Source organism: Azospirillum palustre (genome assembly GCF_002573965.1).
Taxonomy (GTDB): Bacteria; Pseudomonadota; Alphaproteobacteria; order Azospirillales; family Azospirillaceae; genus Azospirillum; species Azospirillum palustre.
Window position 1 is genome coordinate 2,226,197 of the sequence record NZ_PDKW01000043.1, and the last position, 25,722, is coordinate 2,251,918.

At 69.7% G+C, this 25,722-nt stretch carries 25 protein-coding genes and 1 tRNA gene; 11 read left to right on the top strand and 15 right to left on the bottom strand.

From position 1 onward, the window contains the following. Positions 1 to 13: 13 nt before the first annotated feature. The 3 genes from glcE to ykgO all read right to left on the bottom strand — a co-directional run bounded on the left by glcE (position 14) and on the right by ykgO (position 3,080). On the bottom strand, positions 14 to 1,204 hold the full coding sequence (glcE, locus tag CRT60_RS32800) for a glycolate oxidase subunit GlcE (RefSeq protein WP_098741153.1): 1,191 nt from the start codon (positions 1,202 to 1,204) through the stop codon (positions 14 to 16). Positions 1,205 to 1,232: 28 nt separating this feature from the next. Then, complete coding sequence (locus tag CRT60_RS32805) at positions 1,233 to 2,720, bottom strand: FAD-linked oxidase C-terminal domain-containing protein (protein WP_098740559.1); 1,488 nt, start codon at positions 2,718 to 2,720, stop codon at positions 1,233 to 1,235. A gap of 234 nt (positions 2,721 to 2,954) precedes the next feature. Further along, positions 2,955 to 3,080 carry a type B 50S ribosomal protein L36 gene (gene ykgO, locus CRT60_RS32810; protein WP_012973122.1) on the bottom strand — a complete coding sequence of 42 codons (126 nt, stop codon included), beginning with the start codon at positions 3,078 to 3,080 and terminating at the stop codon, positions 2,955 to 2,957. Positions 3,081 to 3,744: 664 nt separating this feature from the next. Between ykgO and CRT60_RS32815 the strand changes: the two genes are divergently transcribed. Then, on the top strand, positions 3,745 to 4,713 hold the full coding sequence (locus CRT60_RS32815; RefSeq protein WP_098741154.1) for a tripartite tricarboxylate transporter substrate binding protein: 969 nt from the start codon (positions 3,745 to 3,747) through the stop codon (positions 4,711 to 4,713). 88 nt (positions 4,714 to 4,801) lie between these two features. On the opposite strand, the gene CRT60_RS32820 is transcribed toward CRT60_RS32815, so the two are convergent. Further along, positions 4,802 to 5,860: a tripartite tricarboxylate transporter substrate binding protein gene (locus CRT60_RS32820; protein ID WP_098740560.1), complete on the bottom strand. Its 1,059-nt coding sequence runs from the start codon at positions 5,858 to 5,860 to the stop codon at positions 4,802 to 4,804. A 310-nt stretch (positions 5,861 to 6,170) separates the two neighbouring features. On the opposite strand from CRT60_RS32820, the gene CRT60_RS32825 reads away from it, so the two are divergent. From CRT60_RS32825 to tyrS, 9 genes are all read left to right on the top strand, one after another. After that, entirely contained in the window at positions 6,171 to 6,839 is a 669-nt protein-coding gene (locus tag CRT60_RS32825; RefSeq protein ID WP_098740561.1) for a 4-carboxy-4-hydroxy-2-oxoadipate aldolase/oxaloacetate decarboxylase, read from the top strand. Between the two features lie 56 nt (positions 6,840 to 6,895). Beyond that, complete coding sequence (locus CRT60_RS32830; RefSeq protein WP_098740562.1) at positions 6,896 to 7,849, top strand: hydroxyacid dehydrogenase; 954 nt, start codon at positions 6,896 to 6,898, stop codon at positions 7,847 to 7,849. Positions 7,850 to 7,993: 144 nt separating this feature from the next. Continuing rightward, entirely contained in the window at positions 7,994 to 8,719 is a 726-nt protein-coding gene (locus tag CRT60_RS32835; RefSeq protein WP_098740563.1) for a response regulator transcription factor, read from the top strand. Beyond that, positions 8,716 to 10,173, top strand: a complete 1,458-nt coding sequence (locus tag CRT60_RS32840) for a sensor histidine kinase (protein WP_098740564.1) — start codon at positions 8,716 to 8,718, stop codon at positions 10,171 to 10,173. The genes CRT60_RS32835 and CRT60_RS32840 overlap by 4 nt, the downstream gene beginning before the upstream one ends. A 64-nt stretch (positions 10,174 to 10,237) precedes the next feature. Beyond that, the gene (locus tag CRT60_RS32845) at positions 10,238 to 10,459 is read left to right on the top strand and encodes a hypothetical protein (protein WP_098740565.1); all 222 of its coding nucleotides are present in this window, start codon (positions 10,238 to 10,240) and stop codon (positions 10,457 to 10,459) included. Positions 10,460 to 10,476: 17 nt separating this feature from the next. Beyond that, positions 10,477 to 11,040: a cytochrome b gene (locus CRT60_RS32850; protein WP_098740566.1), complete on the top strand. Its 564-nt coding sequence runs from the start codon at positions 10,477 to 10,479 to the stop codon at positions 11,038 to 11,040. A 99-nt stretch (positions 11,041 to 11,139) separates the two neighbouring features. Next, entirely contained in the window at positions 11,140 to 12,066 is a 927-nt protein-coding gene (radC, locus tag CRT60_RS32855) for a RadC family protein (protein ID WP_098740567.1), read from the top strand. A 117-nt stretch (positions 12,067 to 12,183) separates the two neighbouring features. Next, on the top strand, positions 12,184 to 12,843 hold the full coding sequence (locus CRT60_RS32860; RefSeq protein ID WP_098740568.1) for a YcbK family protein: 660 nt from the start codon (positions 12,184 to 12,186) through the stop codon (positions 12,841 to 12,843). A gap of 218 nt (positions 12,844 to 13,061) precedes the next feature. Continuing rightward, complete coding sequence (tyrS, locus tag CRT60_RS32865; protein WP_098740569.1) at positions 13,062 to 14,309, top strand: tyrosine--tRNA ligase; 1,248 nt, start codon at positions 13,062 to 13,064, stop codon at positions 14,307 to 14,309. A gap of 16 nt (positions 14,310 to 14,325) precedes the next feature. On the opposite strand, the gene CRT60_RS32870 is transcribed toward tyrS, so the two are convergent. Continuing rightward, positions 14,326 to 15,276 (bottom strand): MBL fold metallo-hydrolase, encoded by a 951-nt coding sequence (locus tag CRT60_RS32870; protein WP_098740570.1) that lies wholly within the window; start codon positions 15,274 to 15,276, stop codon positions 14,326 to 14,328. A gap of 189 nt (positions 15,277 to 15,465) precedes the next feature. Between CRT60_RS32870 and CRT60_RS32875 the strand changes: the two genes are divergently transcribed. Next, positions 15,466 to 15,954, top strand: coding sequence for a lytic transglycosylase domain-containing protein (locus tag CRT60_RS32875; protein ID WP_193548472.1), 489 nt, complete (start codon positions 15,466 to 15,468; stop codon positions 15,952 to 15,954). 6 nt (positions 15,955 to 15,960) lie between these two features. Here the strand turns inward: CRT60_RS32875 and CRT60_RS32880 are convergent, their stop codons facing one another. From CRT60_RS32880 to CRT60_RS32925, 10 genes are all read right to left on the bottom strand, one after another. Continuing rightward, the gene (locus tag CRT60_RS32880; RefSeq protein ID WP_098740571.1) at positions 15,961 to 16,353 is read right to left on the bottom strand and encodes a hypothetical protein; all 393 of its coding nucleotides are present in this window, start codon (positions 16,351 to 16,353) and stop codon (positions 15,961 to 15,963) included. Positions 16,354 to 16,373: 20 nt separating this feature from the next. Continuing rightward, on the bottom strand, positions 16,374 to 17,555 hold the full coding sequence (locus tag CRT60_RS32885) for a type II secretion system F family protein (RefSeq protein ID WP_098740572.1): 1,182 nt from the start codon (positions 17,553 to 17,555) through the stop codon (positions 16,374 to 16,376). Between the two features lie 13 nt (positions 17,556 to 17,568). Further along, a complete protein-coding gene (locus CRT60_RS32890; protein ID WP_098740573.1) occupies positions 17,569 to 19,080 on the bottom strand; it encodes a type II secretion system protein GspD in 1,512 nt (503 codons plus the stop codon). After that, on the bottom strand, positions 19,068 to 19,619 hold the full coding sequence (locus CRT60_RS32895) for a hypothetical protein (protein WP_244592881.1): 552 nt from the start codon (positions 19,617 to 19,619) through the stop codon (positions 19,068 to 19,070). Before CRT60_RS32895 ends, CRT60_RS32890 begins: the two co-directional genes overlap by 13 nt. Before the next feature lie 125 nt (positions 19,620 to 19,744). After that, positions 19,745 to 20,485, bottom strand: coding sequence for a hypothetical protein (locus tag CRT60_RS32900; RefSeq protein WP_098741155.1), 741 nt, complete (start codon positions 20,483 to 20,485; stop codon positions 19,745 to 19,747). 183 nt (positions 20,486 to 20,668) lie between these two features. Further along, positions 20,669 to 21,136, bottom strand: a complete 468-nt coding sequence (locus CRT60_RS32905; protein WP_098740575.1) for a hypothetical protein — start codon at positions 21,134 to 21,136, stop codon at positions 20,669 to 20,671. Between the two features lie 27 nt (positions 21,137 to 21,163). Beyond that, positions 21,164 to 22,693, bottom strand: coding sequence for a GspE/PulE family protein (locus tag CRT60_RS32910; RefSeq protein ID WP_098740576.1), 1,530 nt, complete (start codon positions 22,691 to 22,693; stop codon positions 21,164 to 21,166). Then, entirely contained in the window at positions 22,681 to 24,318 is a 1,638-nt protein-coding gene (locus CRT60_RS32915) for a hypothetical protein (protein WP_098740577.1), read from the bottom strand. Before CRT60_RS32915 ends, CRT60_RS32910 begins: the two co-directional genes overlap by 13 nt. Before the next feature lie 159 nt (positions 24,319 to 24,477). Then, the gene (locus CRT60_RS32920) at positions 24,478 to 25,137 is read right to left on the bottom strand and encodes a hypothetical protein (RefSeq protein WP_098740578.1); all 660 of its coding nucleotides are present in this window, start codon (positions 25,135 to 25,137) and stop codon (positions 24,478 to 24,480) included. Positions 25,138 to 25,498: 361 nt separating this feature from the next. Continuing rightward, positions 25,499 to 25,575, bottom strand: a tRNA-Met gene (locus CRT60_RS32925). Between the last annotated feature and the right edge of the window lie 147 nt (positions 25,576 to 25,722).

Genomic DNA, 25,722 nt, shown 5'->3' on the forward strand with positions numbered 1-25,722 from the left:
ATCGGTCTTCCCGTTACAGACCCGCATACATGCGGCCGGGGTTGAGGATGCCCTTGGGGTCGAAGCTCTCCTTGACCCGGCGGCTGAGCGCCATCAGCGCTTCGGGCAAGGGCTGGAACACGTCCGTCGCCGCGCGCACCGACTCGGGCGCCCGCACCAGCGTGGCATGGCCGCCGGCGGAGAGCGCGCCGCGGATCGCAGCACCCGAGTCGGGCGGTGCCGCCAGCCAGACCAGCCCGCCGCCCCAGTCGTAGAAGACCTCGACGTCGCGTGTCCGGCGGATGGCCTCGACGGTGGATGGACCGGCCGACGGGGGAACCGAGAGTTTCCAGAGGTGGGCCTCGGTCCCCGCTCCCGACAACCCTGCTCCCAGCCCCGCCCCGTCCCGCACCTCGCGCCAGACCGCCAGCGACAGGTCGCTACCGAGCACGGCGTCGGCCCGCAGCTCCTCGCGCAGCATGGTGACGCGCGCGGCGACCGACGGGCCGAACCCCTCCAGCCGCACCAGCGTCGCCGCCCCGCCCGCCCCCGACACCGCGGACACGCCCGACCGCGCGGCGATCCCCGCCGGCAGATGGGCGGCGCCCGACACCTCGTAGGGGCTGCGCAGCGCGCGGTCGAGCATCGCCACCGCCGCCGCATCGTCCAGTCCGGACAGCAGCAGGGTCGCGGTGTCCTCCGGCGCCGGCAGCACCTTCACCGTGATCTCGGTCAGCGCGGTCAGCGTACCGAACGACCCCGCCATCAGCTTCGGCATGTCGTAGCCGGTGACGTTCTTCACCACCTTGCCGCCGCCCTTGTAGGCCTCGCCCCGGCCGCTGACCCCGGCGATCCCCAGCGTGTGATCGCGGGCGGAGCCGGCGGAGATGCGGCGCGGCCCGGCCAGACCGCTGGCGACCAGCCCGCCGAGCGTCCCTCCCTCCGGCGGCTCGAAGGCCAGATGCTGCCCGCGGTCCGCAAGCATGGCGCGGATCGTCGCCATCGGCGTGCCGGCCAGTGCCGTCAGCACCAGCTCCTCCGGCTCATAGGCGATGACGCCGGACAGGCCGGACAGGTCGAGCGCGTGGCCGGCCTGCACCGGGCGCCCCAGCCCGCGGCGGCTGCCGCTGCCGAGAATCTCCAGCGGCTCACCGGCCGACAGCGCCCAGCGCACCGCGTCGGTAACCTGTGCTGTGGTTTCCGGCTTCAAGGTGGTGATGGTCATGGCGGAGGTCATGGCGAGCGGCGGCCCCTCAGAAGCGCGGGATCTCGGGGAAGCGCAGCTCCCCCTGGTGGACGTGCAGCCGGCCGAGTTCGGCGCAACGGTGCAGAGTCGGGAAGACCTTGCCGGGGTTCAGCAGGCCGTCGGGGTCGAAAGCGCATTTCAGCCGCTGCTGCTGCTGCAAATCGGCCTCGTCGAACTGGTCGGTCATCAGGTCGCGCTTCTCGACGCCGACGCCATGCTCGCCGGTCAGCACGCCGCCGACCTCGACGCACAGGCGCAGGATGTCGTTGCCGAAAGCTTCCGCCGCCTCCAGCTCGCCCGGCTTGTTGGCATCGTAGAGGATCAGCGGGTGCAGGTTGCCGTCGCCGGCATGGAAGACGTTGGCGACGCGCAGGCCGCAGCGGTCCGACATCTCCTGCATCCGTTGCAGCACCAGCGGCAGCGCCTTGCGCGGGATGGTGCCGTCCATGCAGTAGTAATCGGGACTGATCCGCCCCACCGCCGGGAAGGCGGCCTTGCGCCCGGCCCAGAAGGCCAGCCGCTCCTCCTCGCTCTTCGACACGCGGGCGTAGCAGGCGCCCTTGTCGCGCGCGATGGCCTCGACCCGGTCGATCAGATGGTCGACCTCCGCCGCCGGGCCGTCCAGCTCGACGATCAGCAGCGCCTCGACGTCCAGCGGGTAGCCGGCATGGACGAAGGCCTCCGCCGCATGGATGGCCGGGCGGTCCATCATCTCCATGCCGCCGGGAATGATGCCGGCGGCGATGATCGCCGCCACGCAGTCGCCGCCCTGTTCGCTGCTGGGAAAGCCGAGCAGCACCGCGCGGGCGGTCGCCGGCTTCTTCAGGATGCGCACGGTGACCTCGGTCACCACGCCGAGCAGCCCCTCCGACCCGGTGACGATGCCCATCAGGTCGTAGCCGCCGGCGTCCAGATGCTTGCCGCCCAGCCGCAGGATGGTGCCGTCGATCAGCACCATCTCCAGCCCCAGCACGTTGTTGGTGGTCAGCCCGTATTTCAGGCAGTGCACGCCGCCGGAATTCTCGGCGATGTTGCCGCCGATGGTGCAGGCGATCTGGCTGGACGGATCGGGGGCGTAATAGAAACCCTCATGCGCGACCGCGTTGGAAATGCCGAGGTTGGTCACCCCCGGCTGCACGGTGACGCACCGATTCGCATAGTCGATGTCGAGGATGCGCTTGAACTTGCCCATGCCGAGCAGCACGCCGTCGGCCAGCGGCAGGGCGCCGCCCGACAGCGAGGTGCCGGCGCCGCGCGGCACCACCTTCACCCCCATCGCCTTGCAGGCTTTGAGGACCTGCGACACCTGCTCCACCGTGCTGGGCAGCACGGCGACCATCGGCAGCTGGCGGTAGGCGGTCAGCCCGTCGCACTCGTAGGCGCGCAGTTCGTTCTCGTCGACGATCACGCCTTCGCCGGGAACGATGGCGCGCAACGCCTCCACGATCTCCCGGCGGCGGGCGATCACCCCGCTGTCCGGCACCGGCATCTTCATGGCGGGCGGTCCTTATCCCGTTGCGGCGAACTCGTCCGCCACACGTACCATCCGCCGCAACCTTAAGACAAGACGATGCCGCTCCCGACCCGTCCGGCCGGAACCGTCCTGCGGAAAGCACAGGCCACAAAACGCAAGAGCCGCACCCGAAGGCGCGGCTCTTGCGTAAACACCCGATGACGGGAGGCTGGGCGCGATGCCCGGCCTCGCAGTCGATCGACCCTTGCGGATCGATCAGCCCTGGCGGGCCTTGAAACGGGGGTTCTGCTTGTTGATGACGTAGACGCGGCCCTTGCGGCGGATCACGCGGCAGGCCTTATGGCGCGTCTTCATCGACTTCAGGGAGTTGACGATTTTCATGATGCTGTTCCTGAACGCTCGGCGGCTCGATTGAAGGCGCGCACCATAGTGCGGTGCCCACCGACTGTCAACGCTCGGGAACGCTCCGAAAAACACCTCCCTGCCGCCCGGCATTTCCCACCCCATCCGCCCCGCCGGAACGACAGATGCGGGAAGGCGGATGGGCAGAGAATATTTCCGGGACATAATGCGGGGACTATCTCTCCAATAAAGAGAAATCCGCGGGGAGTTCCGGTAAATTGTATGGAAGATATACAACTTCGCGTTAGACGGTGCCGAGGGGCGCCGGGCCGGAGATGACTGTCCGCCCACGATTCTCGACTTTCCCCTCCCTAAAAAATCCCAACAAGAACCGCCACGCAATCGAGCCGATACACAGTATTTACTTATGACATCCTGATAGCTTCATCAATCCTTCTCAATATTCTGCGGTGTATTGACGCGACGATCCGAAATCGTATGCTGCGGAGTTGAAGGGATGTTCTTGCTGATGTAGGAACATCCTCAGATATTCAGCGGCATCCGGACCGCCATCGCGCACGATTACAGCCGATCCCACCGGAAAGGTTGTCGATTCGTGCCGGATCGGCCCGGACACCGTCCCGTTCCGCGCATGGCACGCCGCATGCGGCCGCCTGCGCAGCGCATCATCGATGGGGGGATCATGAAGTTCTGGAAAGCTCTCTCTCTGGCAGCCGCGGCCGGCGCGCTGTTCATGTCGGCCACGAACGCCGAGGCGGCCTATCCGGAGAAGCCGGTCACGATGATCGTGGCCTTCGGCGCCGGCGGCGGCACCGACCTGCTGATTCGCGCCCTGGCACCCTTCCTGGAAAAGCAGCTGGGTGAGGGCAGCCGGGTCGAGGTGGTGAACAAGCCCGGCGCCGGCGGCGAGATCGGCTTTGCCGGCATCGCCGACGCCGCCCCCGACGGCTACACCATCGGCGCCATCAACTCGCCGAACGTCAACGCCATCCCGATCGAGCGCCAGGCCCGCTATTCGCTGGACCGCCTCGACCCGCTCTACAATCTGGTCGACGACCCCAGCTCCTTCGCGGTCAACAACGAAGGTCAGTTCAAGACGCTGACCGACGTCGTCACCTTCGCCAAGGCCAACCCGAACAGCGTGACGGTCGGCACCACCGGCATCGGCTCCGACGACCATCTGGCGATGCTGGTGTTCCAGCGCCAGGCCGGCGTGACCTTCACCCATGTGCCCTTCCAGGGCTCCGCCGCCAACGAGGCGGCGCTGGCCAACAAGAAGATCATGCTGAGCGCCGTGAACATCGGCGAGGCGATGCAGTACAAGCAGAAGGACCCGATCACCGTCCTGGGCGTGATGGCCGAGAAGAAGGTGGAGCAGGCCCCCGGCGTCGGCACCTTCAAGGAGCAGGGCTTCAACGCCCTGATGTCGTCGCTGCGCGGCATCGCGGCGCCGAAGGGTCTGCCGCCGGAGGTGCGGACCAAGCTGGTCGACGCGCTGGGCAAGGCCGCCAACGATCCGGGCTTCCAGGCCAAGGCGAAGGAGCTGTACCAGCCGATCCGCCTGCTGGCGCCGGACCAGTACGCCGCCGAGCTGGCCGAGTCGACCAAGGAACTGCGCGAGCTGTGGGCCACCAACCCGTGGCTGAAGTAAGACCCGCCGCAGGGATCGGACGATAAGGAAAGGGCGCCGGCTTGCACCGGCGCCCTTTTTCCGTCCACCCATCCCTCTGGTCAGCCCCTCATTTCAGCCAGGGCGTCTCCTTCCAGATGGTGCGGAAGGTCGCCTCCTGGGTCTTCAGCTCCGCCGCATACTGGTCGGAGGGCAGCAGGCGCAGCGGCTGGTAGGCCTTGCGGGCGATGTCCTGGAACTCCGGATGCTGGACCGCCTTGGCGATGGCGTCGACCAGCCTGGTCCGCACCTCCGGCGGGAGACCCATCGGGGCGGCGAGGCCGCGCAGCGACGACATCTTCACGTCGAAGCCGAGTTCCTTGAAGGTCGGCACGTCGGCGGCCTGCTCCGACCGCTTTTCCGTCATCACGCCCAGGATGCGGATCGGGTCGCCTTCGCGGGCCCGCGCCGATTCGCCGATGTTCATCGAGGTGACCTGGATGTGCCGGCCCAGCAGGGCGCGGTGGGCGTCGGCGCTGCCCGGGAAGGGCACATGGGTCAGCTGGGTCTGGGTCAGCCGCTGGAACATCAGCATCGCCAGATGGTCGTCGGAACCGATGCCGGTGGTGCCGACCGTCACATTGTTGGGGTTGGCCTTGGCGAAGGCGGCGACGTCGGCCAGCGTCTGGAACGGGCTGTCCTTGTGGACGACGAAGGAGCCGGGATCGTCGACCAGATTGTAGAGCGGGTCGAGCCGGTCGAGCGAGAAGCGCGCATGCCGCTCGATGGGGATGGTCACGACGTTGGGCGAGTTGATGAGGCCGATGGTGTAGCCGTCGGGGGTGGCGTCGGCGATGGCGGCGAAGCCGATCTCGCCGCCGGCACCCGGACGGTTCATCACGATCACCCGGGCGCTGCCGCCCAGTTCCTTCTCGATGAAGGGGGCGAGCGAACGGACGATGAAATCGGACCCGCCGCCGGCGGCATAGCCGACGATCAGGCTGATCGGCTTCTCCGGATAGGCGGCCAGGGCCGTGCCCGGCGCCGCCAGCGCGATGGCCGCCGACAGTCGCACCAATCCTCCCAACAGGATCCGTCGCGACAAGGCGCCGAACCGGCCGATCCCGGCCGCAGGGGCGGCGGGGCCTGTCGATCCATCCTGAACGGTGGAATGCGCCTTCATATCCATACATCGCCTCCTTCGGTTCGCATCCGCGCCATGGCCGGGACCACGATCCAGCGTTGTACCCGGAGCCGCCATGCCTGCGGATGCGGCATCTTTCAATTGCTTTTTATCGACCGGCAGACGCCATTACGGCGCCTTCTTGCGGCAGGCTCCATCGTAGAGGCGATTTTCCAGCAATCAACCTCCGTTTCGATGTTTTCAGTTACCTCCAAATATTCTAATACTTGTTCATCTGTCGTGATTCACCCGTCATAAGGATCATCCGGCGCACGTCGCACCGGATGCCGTTCATTCGCGAAAGGCTGTTCCCGGCATGACCGTTCACAAGGATTTCGCCCGCCCCGACGCCGCCACGCTGGAGGCGCTGCGTGCCCAGTCTCCCGCCACCCTGCACGAGGCGATGGGCAAGAAGGGCGCCATGGGCTACCCGATCAAGCCGCTGTTCCCCGGCATGCGGCTTTGCGGTCCGGCGCTGACCGTGTCCTGCGGGCCGACCGACAACCTGATGATCCACATCGCGGTGGCGCTGGCCAAGCCGGGCGACGTGCTGGTGGTGGATTTCAAGGGCATGACCGATGCCGGCCCCTGGGGCGACATCCTGACCGCGTCGGCCATCGCGCGCGGACTGGGCGGGCTGGTGATCGACGGCTGCGTGCGCGACGCCACCGCCATCCGCGACATGGGCTTCCCGGTCTTCTGCCGCGGCACCAACATGAAGGGCACCAACAAGACCGACGCCAAGGGCGACGTCAACACGACGGTCGTGGTCGGCGGCGTGATGGTCTCGCCGGGCGACATCGTGGTCGCCGACGACGACGGCGTGGTGGTGGTGCCGCAGGGTCTGGCCGCCGACACGCTTGCGAAGGCCGCCGCCCGCGAGGCCGCGGAAGAGGCCTACCGCCACAAGCTGGAGGCCGGCGAGACGACCATCGAGCTTCTGAACCTGAAGCCCTATCTCGACGCCGCCAACATCGCGCTCTGATCCGGACCACCCGGATCGCTGCCCGCCGACCGCCCCCTCCAGCGAAGTCCCCCGCCATGCCCGACATCATCATTTCCGAATTCATGCAGCCCAGCGCCGTGGACGATCTGCGCCGCGACTTCGACGTCCATTACGACGAGACCCTCTACAAGCGCCTGGACGAGCTGTATGCGATGGGCCGCGACGCGCGGGCCATCTGCATCCGCAACGAGACGGAGATCCGCGGCGCCTTCTTCGACGCCTTCCCCAACCTGAAGGCGGTGGGCCGGCTGGGCGTCGGGCTGGACAACATCGACGTGCCGGCCTGCCAACAGCGCGGCATCGCCGTCCTGCCGGCCACCGGCGCCAACGAGGTGTCGGTCGCGGAGCTGGCGATTGCCGGCCTGATGATGCTGGTGCGCGGCACCACCTATTTCGCGACGCCGGACGTGGCCGCCGGCAAATGGCCGCGAGGCCGGCTGATCGGGCGCGAGGTGTCGGGCAAGACGCTCGGCATCGTCGGTTTCGGCCGCATCGGCCGCCACGTCGCCCGCCGCGCCCAGGGGCTGGACATGACGGTGATCGCCGCCGACCCGCATGTACCGGCCGACGATCCGGTCTGGGCCCGCATGGGCGTGGAGAAGGTGTCGTTCGACCGCATCTGGGACAGTGCCGACGCGCTGTCGCTCCACCTGCCCTACACGCCCGACACCCACAATCTGGTCAGCGCCGAGGTGATCGCCCGGCTGAAGCCCGGCACCATCCTGGTCAACGTCGCCCGCGGCGGCATCGTCGACGAATCGGCGTTGGCGGCGGCGCTGACGAGCGGCCATCTCGGCGGCGCCCTGCTGGACGTCTATGCGACGGAGCCGCTGCCGGCGGACAACCCGTTCCAGGGCGTGCCGAACCTGATCCTGACCCCGCACATCGGCGCCACCACCGACGAGGCGCGCGTCCGCACCGGCCACATGATCGCCGACAACGTCCGCGCCGTGCTGACCGGCACCATCCCGGACACCGCCATCGTCTGAAGATCAGCGTTCCTGGCGATGCAGGACTGAATCCCCTCTCCCCCCGGGGAGAGGGAGATTTTCCCGAACGCTGCCCGGCTTGCAGCCGCGCGGCAAAAGGCGGAGAGTCGCGGCCACCCGCCCACCGGTCCCGGAAACCCTCCCTTGCGGCTGCTGCTGATCGAAGACAACCGCCGGCTGGCCGCCCTGACCGCCGAAGGGCTGGGCAAGGCCGGCTTCGCCGTCGACCTCGTCCACAGCGCGGAGGATGCGTCGGCCGCCCTGGCCGTCGCCGGCTTCGATGCCGTGCTGCTCGATCTCGGGCTGCCCGATGCCGACGGGCTGACACTGCTGTCGGCCCTGCGCGCCCGCGCCGACGCCACCCCGGTGCTGATCCTGACCGCCCGCGACGGGGTCGATGACCGGGTCAGGGGACTGAACCTGGGGGCCGACGACTATCTGGTGAAGCCCTTCGCGCTGGAGGAGCTGGTCGCCCGCATCCGCGCCCTGCTGCGCCGGCCGGGGGCGGCGCTGGGCATGGTGCTGCAACAGGGGAACCTCGCCTTCGATTCGGCGGCCCGGCTGGCCAGCGTCGCCGGCAGGCCGCTGGACCTCAGCCGGCGCGAGCTGGACGCGCTGGAACTGCTGCTGCGCCGCGCCGGCCGGGTGGTGTCGAAGGCGGCGCTGGAGAACGGCCTCTACGGCTTCGGCGAGGAGGTCGGGTCGAACGCGGTCGAGGTGCTGATCCACCGGCTGCGCAAGCGGCTGCTTGCCGCGGGCGCCACCGCCGGCGTCCAGACCCTGCGCGGCATCGGCTATATCCTGACCGAAGTGCCAGCGGAGAAGGGGGCGGAGAAGGGGGCGGAGGCCGGCGCGGAGGGCGGGCAATGAGCGGCGGCACGGACAAGGGGCGCCCGCCGTCGCTGCTGGCGTCCATCGCGCGCTGGCTGGTGCTGGTCACGCTGCTGGCGGTCGCCACCACGGCGCTGCTGCTCTATGTCGAGTTCAAGGGCACCCACGACCGGATGCGCCAGCGCACCCTGTCCGGCGTCGTCCGCGTGATCGAGAAGGCGGTGCGCGGCCCGAACGACACGGTGAACACCGCCCTGTCCGAGCCGGTCCAGGCGATGCTGCGGGTGAATGCCGCCTCCTTCGCCCTGGTCGATGGCGAGGGCCGGCTGCTGCTCGGCTCCGGCGGAGTCGGCGGTCCGCTCGACCCGACGGCGACCGAACGGCCGCGCAGCGTCTTCCGCGTGCCGGCGCAGAACGGCGAGCCGCCGCTCTACGGCCTCAGCCACCGCATCGAGATCGGCGGGCGGCCCTATTGGATCCAGGTGGCCTCCGGCGAGGAGGAACTGCACATCGAATGGCTGCTGGAGGAGTTCATCGAGCATTTCGGCTGGATCTGGCTGCCCTTCGCCCTGGTGCTGATCCTGGTCAATCTGGTCATCATCCACCGCGGCCTGCGCCCGCTGCGCCGCGCCTCGGCCCGCGCCGCGGAGATCGGACCCGACAGCGTGTCGGAACGGCTGCCGGAACAGGGCATGCCGCGCGAGGTGCTGCCGCTGGTCCGCGCGGTCAATCAGGCGCTCGACCGGCTGGAGGCCGGTTACGAGGCGCAGCGCGGCTTCATCGCCGACGCCGCGCACGAGCTGCGCACGCCGCTGGCGGTGCTGGACACCCATCTGGCGCTGATCGGCACCGCGGGCGCCCCGATTCGCGCGGATGTCGCCGGCATGGCCCGGCTGGTCGACCAGCTGCTCGATCTGGCGCGGCTGGACGCGCTGCGCATCGCTCCCGACGAGTCGCTCGACCTGTCCCGGCTTGCGGTGGAGGCCGCCGCCCATCTGGCCCCGCTGGCGCTCGGCAAGGGCCGCCTGATCGAGGTGATCGGCGACGACCGGCCGCTGCCGGTGCGCGGCGCCCATGACCCGCTGTTCCGCGCCCTGCGCAATCTGGTGGAGAACGCCGTCTGCCATGCCCCGGCCGGCAGCACGGTCAGCCTGGAGCTGGCGCAGTCCGCCGACGGCGGGCCGCTGCTGCGGGTGATCGACCGCGGCCCCGGCATCCCGCCGGACCAGCGCACCCGCGTGTTCGAACGCTTCTGGCAGGGCGGGCGCGACAGCCGCCGTGGCGCCGGAACGGATGGGAGCGGAACCGGCGGGGCCGGGCTGGGCCTGTCCATCGTCGCCCGCACCATGAAGGCGCATGGCGGCAGCATCGCGGTCGAGGACACCCCCGGCGGCGGCGCCACCTTCACCCTGCGCTTCCCGCCCATGCCGCGGCGAAGCGACGCAGTGCGGCCGATTCCGGCTGCCACCGGCCTGCCGCAACCCGCCCCGTAAGCGCCCTGTAAGCTGGGCAGTCTAGACCGGTGGGGACTCTTCGCCCCTGCCAGGATGACCGCCCATGCTGTCCGCCACCTCCCCGACCGCCCTGCCGACGATGCCGTCACCGCTCCAGAGCCGCCCGTCCGCAACGGCGACGGCCACGGCCGGGATCGACAGCGACGGCGACCGCGACAACGACAGCCGCGAGAGCCCCGCCGCCCAGGCCGCCGAGCAGCGCAGCACCACCCCCAGCCTGCCGGCGGACCCCAACCGCGGCCGCACGCTCAACATCACCGCCTGACCGGAGGCGCGTTCCAGATGCCCACCACCTACAGCACCACCCAGAAGACCCTGCACTGGCTGATCGCCCTGCTGATCGTCGGCCTCTATCTGCTGACCTTCGGCGAGGATTTCTACGAGCGCGGGCACCCGATGCGGGCGACGATCTGGTGGCTGCACATCTCCTTCGGCCTGGGCCTGCTCGGGCTGGTGCTGGCGCGGATCGTGCTGCGCCTGACCCGCGGCACCCCCGCCCTGCCGCCGGAGATGACGCCGGCCGAACGCGGCGCCTCGCACCTCGTCCATTTCGGCCTCTACGCCCTGATGCTGGCGATCCCGCTGGTGGGCGTGGTGCTGACCTGGCTGCGCGGCGACACGCTGACCTTCTTCGGCCTGTTCACCATCCCCTCCCCCGTCGAGACCGACCGCACGCTTGGCCGCTCGGTAAAGGAAATCCACGAGCTTGGCGCCAACCTGATCCTCGCCCTTGCCGCCCTGCATGCGGCGGCGGCGCTGTGGCACCATTTCATCCGCCGCGACGGCGTGCTGGCCCGCATGCTGCCGGGCCGCCATGGACGCAGCCAGCCCGGCCTCGCCGACTGATCCCGCAATCTTCTTTCTCCACCCATGCGAGCGCCGCCCCTGTGCGCTCGCGCATCCAGACGCTATAGTCATCGCCATACATATGCATGGCGATGGGCGATGGCAGAACGCAAGACGACAGGACGCGGCCGGAAGACCGGACGTGCGGCAGGCGGAGCGGAAATGGACGATGCCGGCCAAAGCGCCGGCCTCCTGCCCTTCTCCGACCTGTTGCCCTCAAGCACCGGTCCTGGCGTTACCATGGCGGACCGGGCCGGCGACACCGCCGCCCCCAACGACACCGCTCCCGACTCCGCCCCCGAACCCGCTGGCGATGCCGACGATGAGGCCGCCGAGGATCCCCATTACCTCGACCATCGCGAACGGCTGCGCCGCCGCTTCCTCGACCGCGGCCCGGACGCGCTGGAGGATTACGAACTGCTGGAGATGGTGCTGTTCACCATCAGCCCGCGGCGCGACGTGAAGCCGTTGGCCAAGCTGCTGATTCGCACCTTCGGCGACCTGTGGGGGGTGGTCAACGCCCCGCCGGAACGGCTGCGCGGCCTGAAGGCCGAACGTGTGTCGCTCGGCACCGACAACGCCGTCGCCACCGTGCGCATCGTCGGGGCGGCGGCACTGCGCGCCTTGCAGCAGCGGGTGATCGACCGGCCGGTGCTGGCCTCGTGGCAGGCGCTGATCGACTATTGCGCCGCCGCCATGGCGCATGAGCCGACGGAGCAGTTCCGCCTGCTGTTCCTCGACCGCAAGAACAAGCTGATCGCCGACGAGGTGCAGCAGCGCGGCACCATCGACCACACCCCGGTCTACCCGCGCGAGGTGGTGAAGCGCGCGCTGGAACTGTCGGCCGCCGCCGTGATCCTCGTCCACAACCACCCCTCCGGCGACCCCACCCCCAGCCGCGCCGACATCGAGATGACCAAGGAGATCGTCCGCGCCGCCAACGCCGTGGGGCTGGTCGTGCACGACCATCTGGTGATCGGCAAGGGCGGCCGGCACACCAGCTTCAAGGCGCAGCGCCTGCTGTAGCCCGCTCCTCATCCCCTGCTTGCCATGCAGCCGCGCCATGCGCCGCCACTTTGCATTTGCGAATCGGTCGCCATTTTGTTGACCTGACGATGCCCCGCCGAAAGATCGACCGACCGCATGTCCTCCTCGCCCCTCTCCCTGAAGCGCCGCAGCCTGCTGATCGGGTGCGGAGCCCTGGTGCTGATGTCCGACCGCGCGATGGCCGCCCCGGCCGCCCCGCGCCGCCTCACCCTGACGAACCAGCACACCGGGGAGACCTTCGACGGTCCCTACCGCGACGCCGACGGCCCGCTGCCCGACGCGATGGCCGACCTCGGCAAGTTCCTGCGCGACCACCGTGCCAACAAGGAGGGGCCGGTCGACGTCGGCACGCTCGATTTCCTGGCCGATATCCTGGAGGCGGTCGGCCAGTCCAAGGCGACCATCCTGTCGGCCTTCCGCACGCCGGAAACCAACGCCATGCTCGCCGCCCGCAGCCTGGGCGTGGCGGAGCACAGCCAGCACCTGCTGGGCCGCGCGCTGGACGTCACCCTGCCGTCGCGCCTGCCCGACGCGCACCGCAGCGCGCTCGACCTGAAGCGCGGCGGGGTGGGCTGGTATCCGCGCTCCCACTTCCTGCACATCGACACCGGCCCGCTGCGCAGCTGGGAAATGTTCGGCCAGAATTTGGATGGGCTGTTCGCCCCCGGCGCCCGCAGCACCCGCCTGCGCACGGTGTCGCAGCGCATGCAGCTGCACCGGGCCATCGCCCGCCGCCAGATGCTTGGGCGGAAGTGACCGTCCAAGGCTGGATCTTTCCCTCACACCGGTGTAGGGAGTGCGCCATGACCGACCGCATCGCCCTCACTGCCCCGATGTATTATCCGCCGCTTCCATAGCGCGGCGTCGATCGGTCATACCCGAAACCATGCCGTCGCAAGTCCGGCGGCCATGGTTCTCTCCCCCATACGAGAGACAGTCTCCGGACGGCCCGGCCAACCGTAGAGACGTCTTTCATGCCTACTCATTCAAATGCAGCCGACTTCCTGCGCATCCTGCGCGAGCGCGGCTTCCTCCATCACTGCAGCGATCCGGCTGGCGACCTGTCGGGTCTCGCCGCCGCGGCACCGGGCGGGGCGCTGACCGCCTATGTCGGCTACGACGCCACGGCGGCCAGCCTGCATGTCGGGCATCTGCTGTCGATCATGGCGCTGCGCTGGCTTCAGCGCACCGGCAACCGCCCCATCGTCTTGATCGGCGGCGGCACCACCCGGATCGGCGATCCCAGCTTCCGCGACACCAGCCGCCCGATGCTGGACGAGGCGCAGATCGCCGCGAACGCCGCCGGCCTGCGCAGCGTCTTCGGCCAATACCTGACCTTCGGGGATGGCCCGGCCGATGCCGTCATGGTGGACAATGCCGACTGGCTGGACGGGCTGGACTACATGCCCTTCCTGCGCGACGTCGGCCGCCATTTCACCATCAACCGCATGCTGAGCTTCGAGTCGGTGCGCCAGCGGATGGAGCGCGAGCAGCCGCTGACCTTCCTTGAATTCAACTACATGATCCTCCAGGCCTATGATTTCCTGGAGCTGTCGCGCCGCCACGGCTGCCTGTTGCAGATGGGCGGGTCGGACCAGTGGGGCAACATCGTCAACGGCATCGAGCTGGCCCGCCGGGTCGAGCGGCGCGAGCTGTTCGGCCTGACCACGCCGCTGCTGACCACGGCGTCGGGCACCAAGATGGGCAAGACCGCCGGCGGTGCGGTGTGGCTGAACGCCGACGCGCGCAGCCCCTTCGACTTCTGGCAGTTCTGGCGCAACACCGAGGACGCCGATGTCGGCCGCTTCCTGCGCCTGTTCACCGAACTGCCGCTCGACGAGATCGCCCGGCTGGAGCGGCTGGGGGGTGCGGAGATCAACGAGGCGAAGATCGTCCTGGCGACGGAGGCGACCCGCCTCTGCCATGGCGCCGTGGAGGCGGAACGGGCGGCGGCGGCGGCCGGCAGCCCCTTCGCCCCCAGCGGCGACGGACTGCCGGAGGTTACATTGCGGCTTGCGGAGGGGACAGCCGGCGTGCCGCTGGTCGATGCGCTGGTGGCCGCCGGCCTGTCGGCCTCCAAGGGGGCGGCGCGCCGCCTGATCCGCGAGGGCGGCGCCCGGCTGGACGGCCGGCCGGTGACCGACGAGGCGGCGACGCTGACCGCGCCGGCCGTGCTGTCGGCCGGCCGCAAGCGTCATGTCCGCCTGATCGTCTCCGCCTGATGGGGAGAGGGTGGCGTCAGCCCTCCAACTGGCGCCACATCTCCATGTCGCGCTCGGCGGTCCAGATGCGCGGATCGACATGGCCGGTCGCCTCGTCATAGGCGCGGGTGACGTTGAACGGCATGCAATGGTCGAAGATCACCCAGTGGCTGAATTTCGGCTTCAGCGCGGCATAGGTGTCCTTGTAGATGGCGCGCAGGTCCTTCCCCGCCGCGACCCCCTGCTTGACCAGCTCGAACAGTTCAGCGGTGAAGGCGCGGGTGCCGCGCAGCCCCTCCTGCACCTGTTCCGCCGTGGTCAGGGCGGCACCGCGGCCGGGCACCAGCTTTTCCGGCTTCAGCGCGGCGAGGGCATCCAGCGTCGCCGGCCAGTCGGTGAAATAGGCGTCGCCGCAATAGGGGGTGGCGCCATATTCGACGAGGTCGCCGGAGAACAGGATCTTCTGCTGCGGCAGCCACACCACCGTGTCGCCCTTGCTGTGGCCACGGCCGAGTTGCAGCAACTGCACCTCCAGCGAGCCCAGCCACATCGTCATGTGGCCGCGGAAGGTGATGGTCGGCCAGGTCAGGCCGGGAACGGACTCGACGGCACGGAACAGGCGCGGGAAACGGCCGATCTCGCTCGCCATGTCGGCCTCGCCGCGCTCGACGATCAGGTCGCGGGTGTCCTCGCTGGCGATGATCTGCTCCGGCGCATAGCCCGAGGCGCCCAGCACGCGCACCGCATGGTAATGCGACAGCACCACATGGCGGATCGGCTTGTCGGTGACCTCGCGGATGCGGCGGATGACGTCCTGCGCCATCACCGGCGTCGCCTGGGTGTCGATCACCATCACCGCATCGTCGCCGATGACGATGCCGGTGTTGGGATCGCCCTCCGCCGTGTAGGCATAGGCGTTGTCCGACAGCTTGTCGAAACTGACGGTCTTCTCGTCCAGGTCGGCGTGCGAAGCGAAGTTCTTGGACATCCGTTTTCTCCACAGGCGCGGCCGATACCCCCGACCCTCCAGGGAAGCACGGCCGTCATTGATCGGTTGGGCAAACCATATCGTTTCACTTGAAACCATGCAACGCGTTTGAATTAACCGGTTGTTAGCGGGCCGGGCCGCTTCCTTTCTGCGTCGGGTCGCCGGGGGAGGCATCGGGTGAAGCGGTGGGTGCGTTTCGATTTTGCGGGAATACTGGCCGCGCTGCTGGTTGCCGCAACCCCGGCCCTGGCCGACCGCGCGCCGAAGGGCATCGCCGCCGTCCCGCCGCACTGCCTGGACATGGCGGCGGTCGAATGGCAGGTGCCGGCCGACGCGCTGCGGCTGATCCTGGCGGTGGAACAGGGCACGCCCGGCGCCTGCTCCGCCAACAGCAACGGCACCAAGGATTGCGGGCCGGGGCAGATCAACAGCATCTGGTTCCCGGTGATCGCCGCCGGCCGCGTCCCGCCGGAGGTGGTGCAGCAGGCGCTGACCTTCGACCCCTGCTACAACATCCGGGTCACCGCCTGGATCCTGCGGCGGGAGATCGACGCCGTCGGCTGGGAGAATTTCTGGACCGCCGTCGGCAACTATCACAGCCGCACGCCGGAGTTCCACGCCCGCTACCTGCGGCGCGTGATCGAAGCCGCGAAGTCGCTGTCCAGCCAGCCCAAATAAGCCCGACTACAGCGCCTTGCGCGTCAACTCCACCTGCATGCCGACCTTTCCATTCGGGCCGCCGGGACCACAGGACAGCCCCATGCAGAAATAGGACAGCGTCATATCCGGGCAGAAGGCCAGCAGGCCCGACGCGTCGGTCAGCGAGGTCCGCTGGTCGACCGCGTCCGGCAGCGTGACGCGCAGCCCCTCCGGCGTCACCGTCAGTTCCCCGCCCATCCGGCGGGCGGCGCCCAGGCAGACACCATCCGACCGGCTGCCGCCCTCGGCCACCGCCTCGCCCAGCAAATAGCTGCGGACATGCAGGGCGGCCCCGACCCCGGCGAACAGGACGCCGCAGGCCGACAGGGCGATGCAGACGGTGCGGGCCGATCCGGGGGCGAAGAGGGGGCCGGGCATGGCGGTGGTGTTTCCTCGGCTTAAAAGGGCTGCCGCGCGATGTGCTCGGCGAGTTGCAGGATCGGCACGATGGTCAGGCCGAACATGACGATGCCGGCCACCCCGACCACCACGACGGACAGGCCGCGCAGCACCGGTTCCGCCACCGCGACGGCGTGCAGATAGAGGTCGCGGTACTGCTCCGCCAGCGCCGACAGGCTCTGCGCCAGTTCCACCCGGTTCTCCGCCGCGGCGATGGAGGCGCGGTCGGTGCCGGGCAGCGCCCGCATGGCGTCGGTCCAGGGCAGCCCGGCGGCGACCGCCCGCGTCGCATCAATGAGGTCGGCGGCCAGCGCGCCGGCCGGGGCGCCGTCGGCGGTCAGCCGCAGCGCCCGGTCGATCGGCACGCCGCCGGCCACCAGCAGCGACAGCTCGCGGAAGATCACATGGTGCTGGATGCCCAGCGCGATGTCGCGGTAGAGCGGGATCCCCATCACCAGCCGGTCGACCTGTTCCGGTGCGGCCCGCCGGCCGACGGTCGCCAGCCCGCCCAGCATGGCGAGCACGGCCAGCACAATCGCGACCAGCCCGGTGGTCAGGTTCGACAGCAGATAGACCCAGTCGACATTCACCTCTTCCCCCGCCCGCCGGAACACCTCGGTCTCGAGCAGGAGCGGCGTCAGGACGAAGGAGGTGCCGACCATCACCACGCCCGACGTCACGACATAGAGCACCGCCAGCGCCAGCCCGGAGCGGAAGCCCTGGCGCGCGCCGGCGAGCTGCCGTTCGAACTCGGCGGCGGTGCGGAGTGCCGTCGGCGTGCCCTCGCCGAAGCCGCCGGCCCGCACCAGCGCCACCAGCACCGGCGGGAAGCTGCGCGGCTGGCGCAGCATGGCGTCGGCAAGGTCGTCGCCCAGCTCCACCGCGTCGGCCATGCGCTCGGCCGTGCGGCGGATGCGCCCGCGGAAGGCGGCGGCGATGCGGCGCAGCGCCTCGGCCAGCCCGACCCGCGAGTCGAGCATCGCCGCCAGCCGGATGAACAGGATGTGCCGCTCGTTGCGGTCGAGCGGCCGGCCCCAGCCGCCGACCTTGAGCCGGCGGCGGATCGACAGCACGCGGCCCCGGCCGCTGATGGCGTCGCGGGCGTGGCGTTCGTCGGCCGCCTCCACCTCGATGGAGCGGGCGCGGCCGCCGGCGAGCAGCCTGACCTCGAACCACGCCATCGCCGCCGTCCCGTCAGCGCGCCGCCGGACGGAAGACCGTCACGGTCGGCCGCAGGATCAGGAAAAGCGCGTCCTTGCTGATGTCCTGCGCCTGCTTGCCGATCACCCCCTTGTCGATCGCCCCGCGCGTCATCGTCGGCTGGTTGCCGCTGAAGCCGCGGCTGTCGGTCTGCAAGCCGCCCAGCACCACCGTGTTGCCGGCCACCACCCGGACGATGTCGTTCAGCGCCTGCTCCTGCGTCACCGGCTGGGTCAGGATGCCCACCTGGTTGCCGGCATTCAGGTCGCGGAACTCGATCAGGTTGTTCAACAGCAGGTTCAGGTCGATGGTGACGATCTGGTTGTCGGCGTCGAAATGCGGCGTCAGCTTGATGGTCAGCCCGGTCTGGACCGTGCCGGTCTGCGCCGACCCCACCACGCCCGGCGAGTTCAGCGCGGCGTTGCCGGTCGCGGCGGTCGTGGTGCCGAGCCCGCCGACGGCGGTGACGCCGACCCCGGTGACATAGGGGATGGTCTGGCCGCTGCGCAGCGTCACCTCCGCCCCCGACAGGGTGTGCACCTCGACATTCTGGCGGGTGTCGGTGTTGCCGAACTTCGACAGGAAGGAGATGGCGCCGGCGACATTGAACACGCCGCTGACCCCCAGCAGCGTGCCGGGGTTGGAGATGTTGACGGAGATCGGCGCCTGGGCCGTCGACACGGTACCGGTGCTGGTGGTCGTCGTCCCGTTGGTGGTCGTCGTGGTGGCACCCGATTGCAGCCGGTTGAACTGCAAGGCCAGCGCGTTCCAGTCGAAGCCGCTGGCCGACTGGTCGGTCAGTCCCAGGCTGACCACCGCCAGCTGGATGCGCACCATCGCCATGTTGCGGTGCAGCCGGTCGATGTAGGGCTGGATCACCTCGCTGTAGACGGTCGGCGATGCGGAGAAGACCACCTGTCCGCCGCGCAGCGACTGGGTGATGTCGGTGGCGCCCAGCGTCTTCAGGTCGGTCATCACCGAATCGATGACGGCCTGGTTCTGCGGCACGGTGAAGGCGAAGCGGTCGCGGTTACTGAGGAACAGCGTGCCGTTCTGCCACCACGCCACCACGCCCATGCCGGTCTCCAGCACGCCTGCCAGATCGGTGAAGCTGCCGGTGAAGGCGCGGATCGGCAGGGTCTGGCGCAGCATCGCCGCCCCGTCGGTGCCCTCGAACCGGGTGGCGACCGGCACGCCGGAATAGGTCATCATGCTGGTCAGCCGGTCCAGCGTGTTCTCGCCCGACGGGAAGCTGACCGAGATCTGGCGCGCCGCGAGGCTGGCCGGCAGCGGCTGGCGCAGGGATTGGGCGACCAGCATGCCGCGGCCCACCGGCACCTCGGTCACGGCCGGCGAATTATCCTCGGTCAGGCGCTGCTCGGCGGCGGCGACCACCGTCTCGCGCTTCGGCAGCTCGGCCACCTCCGGCAGCGAACAGCCGGCCAAGAGGCCCAGCACGGCCGGCATCAGGAAGCCGCTCTTGCGGGCAACGGTCATCTTGCGCATGTGGCTGGTCCCCCGCCCGTCGCCGGGAAGGCGCGCGGGTCGATCAGGAACGGCGTGCCGGCGCGGTCCTGGAAAAAGGCGCGGCCGTCGAGACAGCCGACGAAGGTGGCGCCCGACGGCACCAGATCGGCGGCCGACATGCCGGCCCCCGGCATGTTGGGCAACGGCGGCAACGGCGGCGCCCCCGGCGGGCTTCCGGCCAGGGCCGCCCCCTGGCGGCGTCCACCCGGCGCCATCGCTCCGGCGGAGGCACCACCGGGCAAGGCCCCGCCCGGCGCCGCCATCCGGCGGGCCAGCGCATCCTCGACCGCCCGCGGCAGGGCGCCGTCGCGCGCCCGCCCGTCGAGCGCATCGATCATCGCCTTGGCGACCCGCTCCTCCAGCCCGGACACCGCGCTGTCGATGCGCTGTTGCAGGCGCCGCTCCAGAGTGTCCTGGCGCGCCGATGGCGGCAGGAACGGGCTCTCCTCCGCCAATGCCGCGGCAGGGAGCAGCGGGCCGGTCGCCAGCGACGCCGCCAGCAAGGCCGCTCCCGCCATCCGCCTCATCATCCCGGAAACCCGGTCCGCCATCGTTCCCGCCCGCCGGTTGCGACCATCAGGTCCGGCGGCAATAGTCCCAGCGCTATGCTTGAGAATGGGTAAATCGGCGACCGTCAGCGCCATCAACGGGCACCCGCGGTCTGGCCTGCGCTTGGAGCCGCAATCGGGCCCGCAATCGGGCCGGCAACCTCGATGGTCCATTTGCCGTCGCGGTATTCCAGCTTGCTGACATAATTGTCCGGACCGATGGCGGCCAGCGCCGCCTCCCACTGCCGGTGGGGCATCTGTTCCAGCGTCAGGGCCTGCGGCTGCGGCACGCGATGCGGCGACCAGTAATACAGCCCGCCGCCGGTGGTCAGCAGCCCCAGCCCGGCGGCGAAACCGACCGACGACAGCGCCAGCGGCACCGAGACCGGCGCCGCCACCCGCCGCATCCGGCGCGTCGCCCGGATGGTGCGCAGCCTGACCTGATCGGCGGTCACCCAGGGCGGGATCACCACGCCATAGGCCTTGCCGTCGACCGGCACCGTCGGCCGGATCGCCGCCATCTGAAGCTGAACCTGCCGGCTCTTGGCCTCGGGCAGCAGCCCGCCGACCGGACGGCCGTTGCGCACCGTCAGCTCGAACACCCGGCGCCCCGACGGCACCAGCGCGATGCCGCCGGGATTGGCGTCGAGCTCCGTCACCAGATCGGGCAGGAAGGACCTGCCGGGGCCGCCCTCGTGGATTTCATAGAGGAAGCCGGTCCACAGCGGTTCGACGGCATACCAGCAGCGTTCGGAGCTTCCCACCGTGCGCCGCGCGAACGAGCGCGCATAGGCGAGGGCGTCGCGGCGCTCCACACCTTCCAGGAAGCCGTACATGACATTGGTCGCGAGACCGCCGCTGCCCAAGAACGCCCCTGCCTTCCCGACTCGACCGAAAGAGGTGGCGACAGTCCGTCCAAGTTACCACGTGCGGACAGGGCGCCGCAGCATCTCTATGCCCGCCGACGCCCCGCGGTCAATGGCCGGGGCTGAAACAACGTCATGACCACGGCCAGCCCCCTATCGCGCCGTCCGCTGCATCCACAGGGTGGCGGCGACGGTTCCCGCCGGCTCTCCCCCCGCCCCGCCGCAGGTGCGCGTCACCTCGTACAGCCCCTCCGGCCGCCGGGTGGCGAGCGAAGTCAGCGCCCCTGTCACCGGATCGCCGGCCGCCCCGCCGGACAGCGGTCCGGACAGGCAGAACCAAGTCCCCTCCGCCTGCACGCCATAGGACCAGGACAGCCCAGACACCGCCGCCGGCATCGTGCCGAAGGCCGGGAACAGCGCCGCCTGCCACCCATCGGCGGCCGGCACCGCGGCACCGCTGGCCTGCCGGCTGCGGTAGGCGCCCTCCAGCACGGAAAAGCCGGAATCGGCCTGCGAAGCAACGCGGCTTTTCGCCATGGCCGACGGGTTCACGTACTGGATGCCCCCCGCCACCACCATGCCCATCAGGGCAAGGGCGAAGATCGCCTGGATGATGTTCATCGCCGCGGACGCCTCATGTCTTCGGCCTCACTTTTTAGGCCGCGGCGCCGGCATGCGCTGCTCCACACCCTTGGCCTCGCTGCCGAAGACGCGGCGCAGTTCGGCCGCGGTGGTGACGCCGGCGTGGAATTTGGCAACCGCATCCTCATACAGCGACCGCCAGTTCCTTGCACCCTTGGCCGCGGCGACCACGGCGGCGGGCTCGTCGAACACCGCGCATTCGCTGACCGCCGTCCGCCCGGCATAGCCGGCATTGCCGCAAGCCGCGCAACCGGCGCCATGGCAGGCCCGGCAGATGGTGCGGACCAGCGACTGGACCAGAACGCCGCGCAGCAGCGACTTGATGTCGTGGGCCGGCACGCCGAGATGGCGCAGCCGGTCGATCGCCCCGTTCACCGACCCGGTGTGCAGGGTGGTCAGCACCATATGGCCGGTGTCGGCGGCGCGCACCGCGATCTGCGCCGTCTCCTCGTCGCGCACCTCGCCCAGCACGATCACGTCGGGATCGGCGCGCATGAAGGTGCGGACCACCCGCGCGAAGTCCAGCTTCACCGCCGGGTTGACGTTGACCTGCCCGGTATAGGCCATGCGGTATTCCACCGGATCCTCGATGCTGTAGATGGCGCGGCCCAGCCGGTCCATCTCGCGCACGGTCGCGGTCAGGGTGGTGGACTTGCCGGACCCGGTCGGTCCGCAGACCAGGCACAGCCCATGGCGCCGGTCCACCGCGCGGCGCCAGTCGCCGACTTGGCTGATGCCCAGCCGGTCCAGGTTCGGCTGCACCCGCTCCACATCGAGGATACGCATGACGATGATCTCGCCATCCACCGACGGCACGGTGGTCACGCGCAAATCGACCGGCCGCCCGCGATGCTCGATCTCGAACCGCCCTTCCTGCGGCAGCCGCCGTTCCGCCAGATCCATGCCGGAGCGGTCCTTGATCCGGGCGACGATGGTGGCGGCGGTGGCCGCCGCCGTCTCGTCCATCAGGCGGCGGATGCCGTCCACCCGCAGGAAGATGCTGCAGGTCTTGCGGCGCGGCAGGATGTGGATGTCCGACGCCCCGGCCTCCACCGCGCGCGACACCAGCTGTTCCACCGGGTCGCTGTCCTCCAGCCCCGACTGGGCGCGGCGGACGCGGTCGAGGAACTCGTCGAACTGGTCGGGGACGAAGCTGCTGAAGCGCACTGTCCGGCCGGGGTAGTAGCGGGCGGCCACCCGGCCGGCCACCGATTCGTCGTGCAGCGTCGCCACATGCACCGCGTCGTCGCTGAGCCCGGTGACGATGATCGCGTGCCGCTCCAGCAGCGGCAGCGGGATCGGCGTGCCGCCCATCGCCTCCGGCGTTTCCAGGGCGGTCTCATGGCTGATCTTCGCCTCGTCCAGGTCGGCGCGGGCAAGGAAGCCGTTGCGCACCAGGATGGCGCCCAGCGATTCGCCGGTCACCCGCTGCTCCGCCATCGCGGCGTCGAGGATGCCGCGCGTCACCAGCCCCTTGCGCAGCAAATAGCCGGCAAGCTCCTCGCGGAACGCCGCGGACGGCTTCAGGACCGGCATGTCCAGCTCGCCCGGTTGGCGACCGACGGCAGGACCGCGCCCGATGCGGCGGCCCCGGAAACGGCGCGCGCCCCCTCCCCCGCGACAGGCTGCTGGGAAAACAGCGCCCCCTGGGCGCACCGGCCGCCGGGCGCCGACCAGATGTGGCTGTTGGGATCCGCCACCGCATGCGACCCGCCGAGGTCGAGGACACCGGCACTGCCCGGCCGCGCCGCCGGCCCGCCGATGACGGAGGACCTCATCTCCAGTTGCCCGTTCTCGATGACGATGCCGAAGGGCGTGCCGTTGTCGACGGCAACGTCGGTCCGGTCGAGGATGGCTTGGCCGCCGCCGCTGCGCAGCGCCGCCATCGGCAGGCCCCTGCCATGGACCTGCAAAGACGGGCGACGCGACTCGGCCGTGAAGGTGACGCCGGCCCCCAGCGAGGACACCAGCGCACTGCGCCCGGCCCCCACCGTGACCTCGACGGCGGCATCGCGGAACAGGGCGGTGCCGCCATCGACCAGCACCCCGTCGCCGCCGGGCGCCGTCACCGTCAGTTTTCCGCCCGCGACGTCCAGCCGCGCATGCGCCACCCGCAGCCCGGCGGCGCGGTTGGTGGAGATGGCGTTGTTGCCGATGAAGGTCAGCCGGGTGCCGGGAAGCGCCTCGACCGGCATCTCGAAGCCGATATTCTCGATCCGGGTATCGGTCGGCAGCCGCAGCGCCACGTCCGGCGGGTTGGTCGACACCACGACTCCGGGGGCCTCCGCCTTCAGCACCAGCCGCACCGCCCGGCCACCGTCCTGATCGGCGGCCAATGCCTGCACCTGCGCCGCCGGAAGCTCGTGCCGGCCGGGGGCAAGACGCAGGACCATGGTCGAGGGCCGGGTCGCCTGCCAATGGCCGAGAGCGGCCGACAGGGTCATGGCATCGGCCGGGCTGGTTCCGGTCGCATCGCCCTGCGCGGTCGGTGCCACATGGCGCGTGACGGTCGCCGAGGCGGCCAGTGCTGCGAGATCGGCCGAGGCCCCGCGGGTGACGGCGACGGCACTGCCCTCGGCAACCTCGATGCGGCCGTCGCGGAAGGTCAGGGCCGTGCAGTCCGGCAGAGCGGTCGAACCGATGGGCGGCGCCACGATTGCGGCGATCACCCCGGCACGGGCCAGCTCGGTTGGAGCCGCGGGTGCGGCCGCCACGTAGCTGCGCCCACCGCTGGCCGCCCCCGCCGGCCAGGACGCCGTACGGAGCTGCGCCGCCGCCCGGTCCGATGCCGGAGCGAACACGCAATAGCCGTAGACCGCTCCCCAGGGTGTCCGGGTGCCCGGCATCAGCCAGCGCGGCAGGGTGCCGGCCGGCTGCACCGGCTCCTTGGCCGCGGCCTTGCCGGTCGACGCCTGCCCTTTCGAGGACGCGGCGCTTGCCGGACGGGGCGGCGGATCCTCGGGCGCCGGTGGGCTGGCGACTCCGTCATTGTCGAGAACCCGCAGGTTCGCCTCGACCAGTGCCGCCAGCCGATGCATGTCGGCGGCACTTCGCTGCGCCTGACTGATCCGGTTCGAGGCGTCGACCATGGTGTAGGCGGTGTAGCCGGTCGTCGCCACCAGCGAGATGGCCATGATCGTCATCAGGATCAGCGATGTCATGGCATGGCCTCCAAATCAGGCCCACTCTATCTTGCAGCCCGGTCGCGGACCAATCCCGTTGCCGCGCTTTCCGGAAAAAGACCCGGAAAATCACAAGAAAACGCCCCGGCCGCAGGGGCCGGGGCGCTTCGGTCAGCAACAGGGCGTTTCGGACGACGCTTAGAACTTGTAGTAGGCGACGTACTTGTTGTTGTCACCGGCGATGCCGGTCACGTTGTTGAAGGTCAGCGCCGTCGCCGTGGTGATCTGGACGCAGCCGAACTTGTAGCCGGTGAAGGCGGTGTTGAAGGCGGCCGGGGTGGCGACGGTCAGCGTCAGGCCGGTGCCGGGAACGGCCAGCGTGCCGGTGGCAGAGATCTGGCCGCCGGCACGGGCGATTTCCGTGCACTGCGACAGGGCCGTGGTGCCCAGCACCAGGAAGATGCCGCCGTTGGCAAAGCTGCCGAACTGGGTGACGCCGGTGGCCGTCGCCGTGTTGGTCAGGTCGAGCGTGTAGGCGCCGGCGACGCCGTTCCAGGTGGCGGAAATCGTCGGGGCGGTCGGCACGGCGGCGAGATAGCCGGTGTTGATCAAGTCGGTCTGCGTCGCCGCGCCGGACATGGTCGGGAACGTCGACCCGGCGGCACCCAGGGTCGTGGTGTTGCCGTTACTGCCATACAGCGTCCAGGCCGCATCGACCTGCGACAGCGCCTGGATGATGCCGACGGCGGCGGCCTTCGGACCGGCGGTGGTGAAGGCGCTACCCACGTAGAACACGCCGGCGGCTCCCATCACCGCCGTAAGGGCGACCGAAATAATAACGGTCAAAATATTGAACATTTATGTCTCCTGGGGAGGCCGGCACACGGCTGGTGGTCGCGCGACAGGAGATCGGCCCACCAGCCCCTTCCCGGCCCGGCGACCTTCCCTCTGCTTTGCTTTTGTCTAAAATAGATTCGTCGGCAAGGCGTTTATGAGAGGTTAATTTCGCGCGGGCGTTGATTTGCACGCTGGCCGTAAAGCCTCAGCTTTGCCGTGCTGCACAGCCTTTTTGAAGAGCGCGGCGTCCGCACAGCGCGACAACCCACCGCACTCTCTCGTCAAAGCCGTCCATTCTGCGGATGAAGGGGCGCGGAAAGCAAAAGGACCGGAAACAGCAAGAAGCCCGCCGTGCGTGAGCGCGGCAGGCTTCTTGTCGATTTGGTTGCGGGGGCAGGATTTGAACCTGCGGCCTTCAGGTTATGAGCCTGACGAGCTACCGGGCTGCTCCACCCCGCGGATGTCTGTCATGTGGGAGGATGGATGTCGTGAAGATGCAAGCATGCGTGCTTTGGTTTGAAGCGTCTCCTGTGCCTGAGCGACCTGGCGGCGACCTACTCTCCCACGTCTTAAGACGCAGTACCATTGGCGCGGAGGCTTTTCACG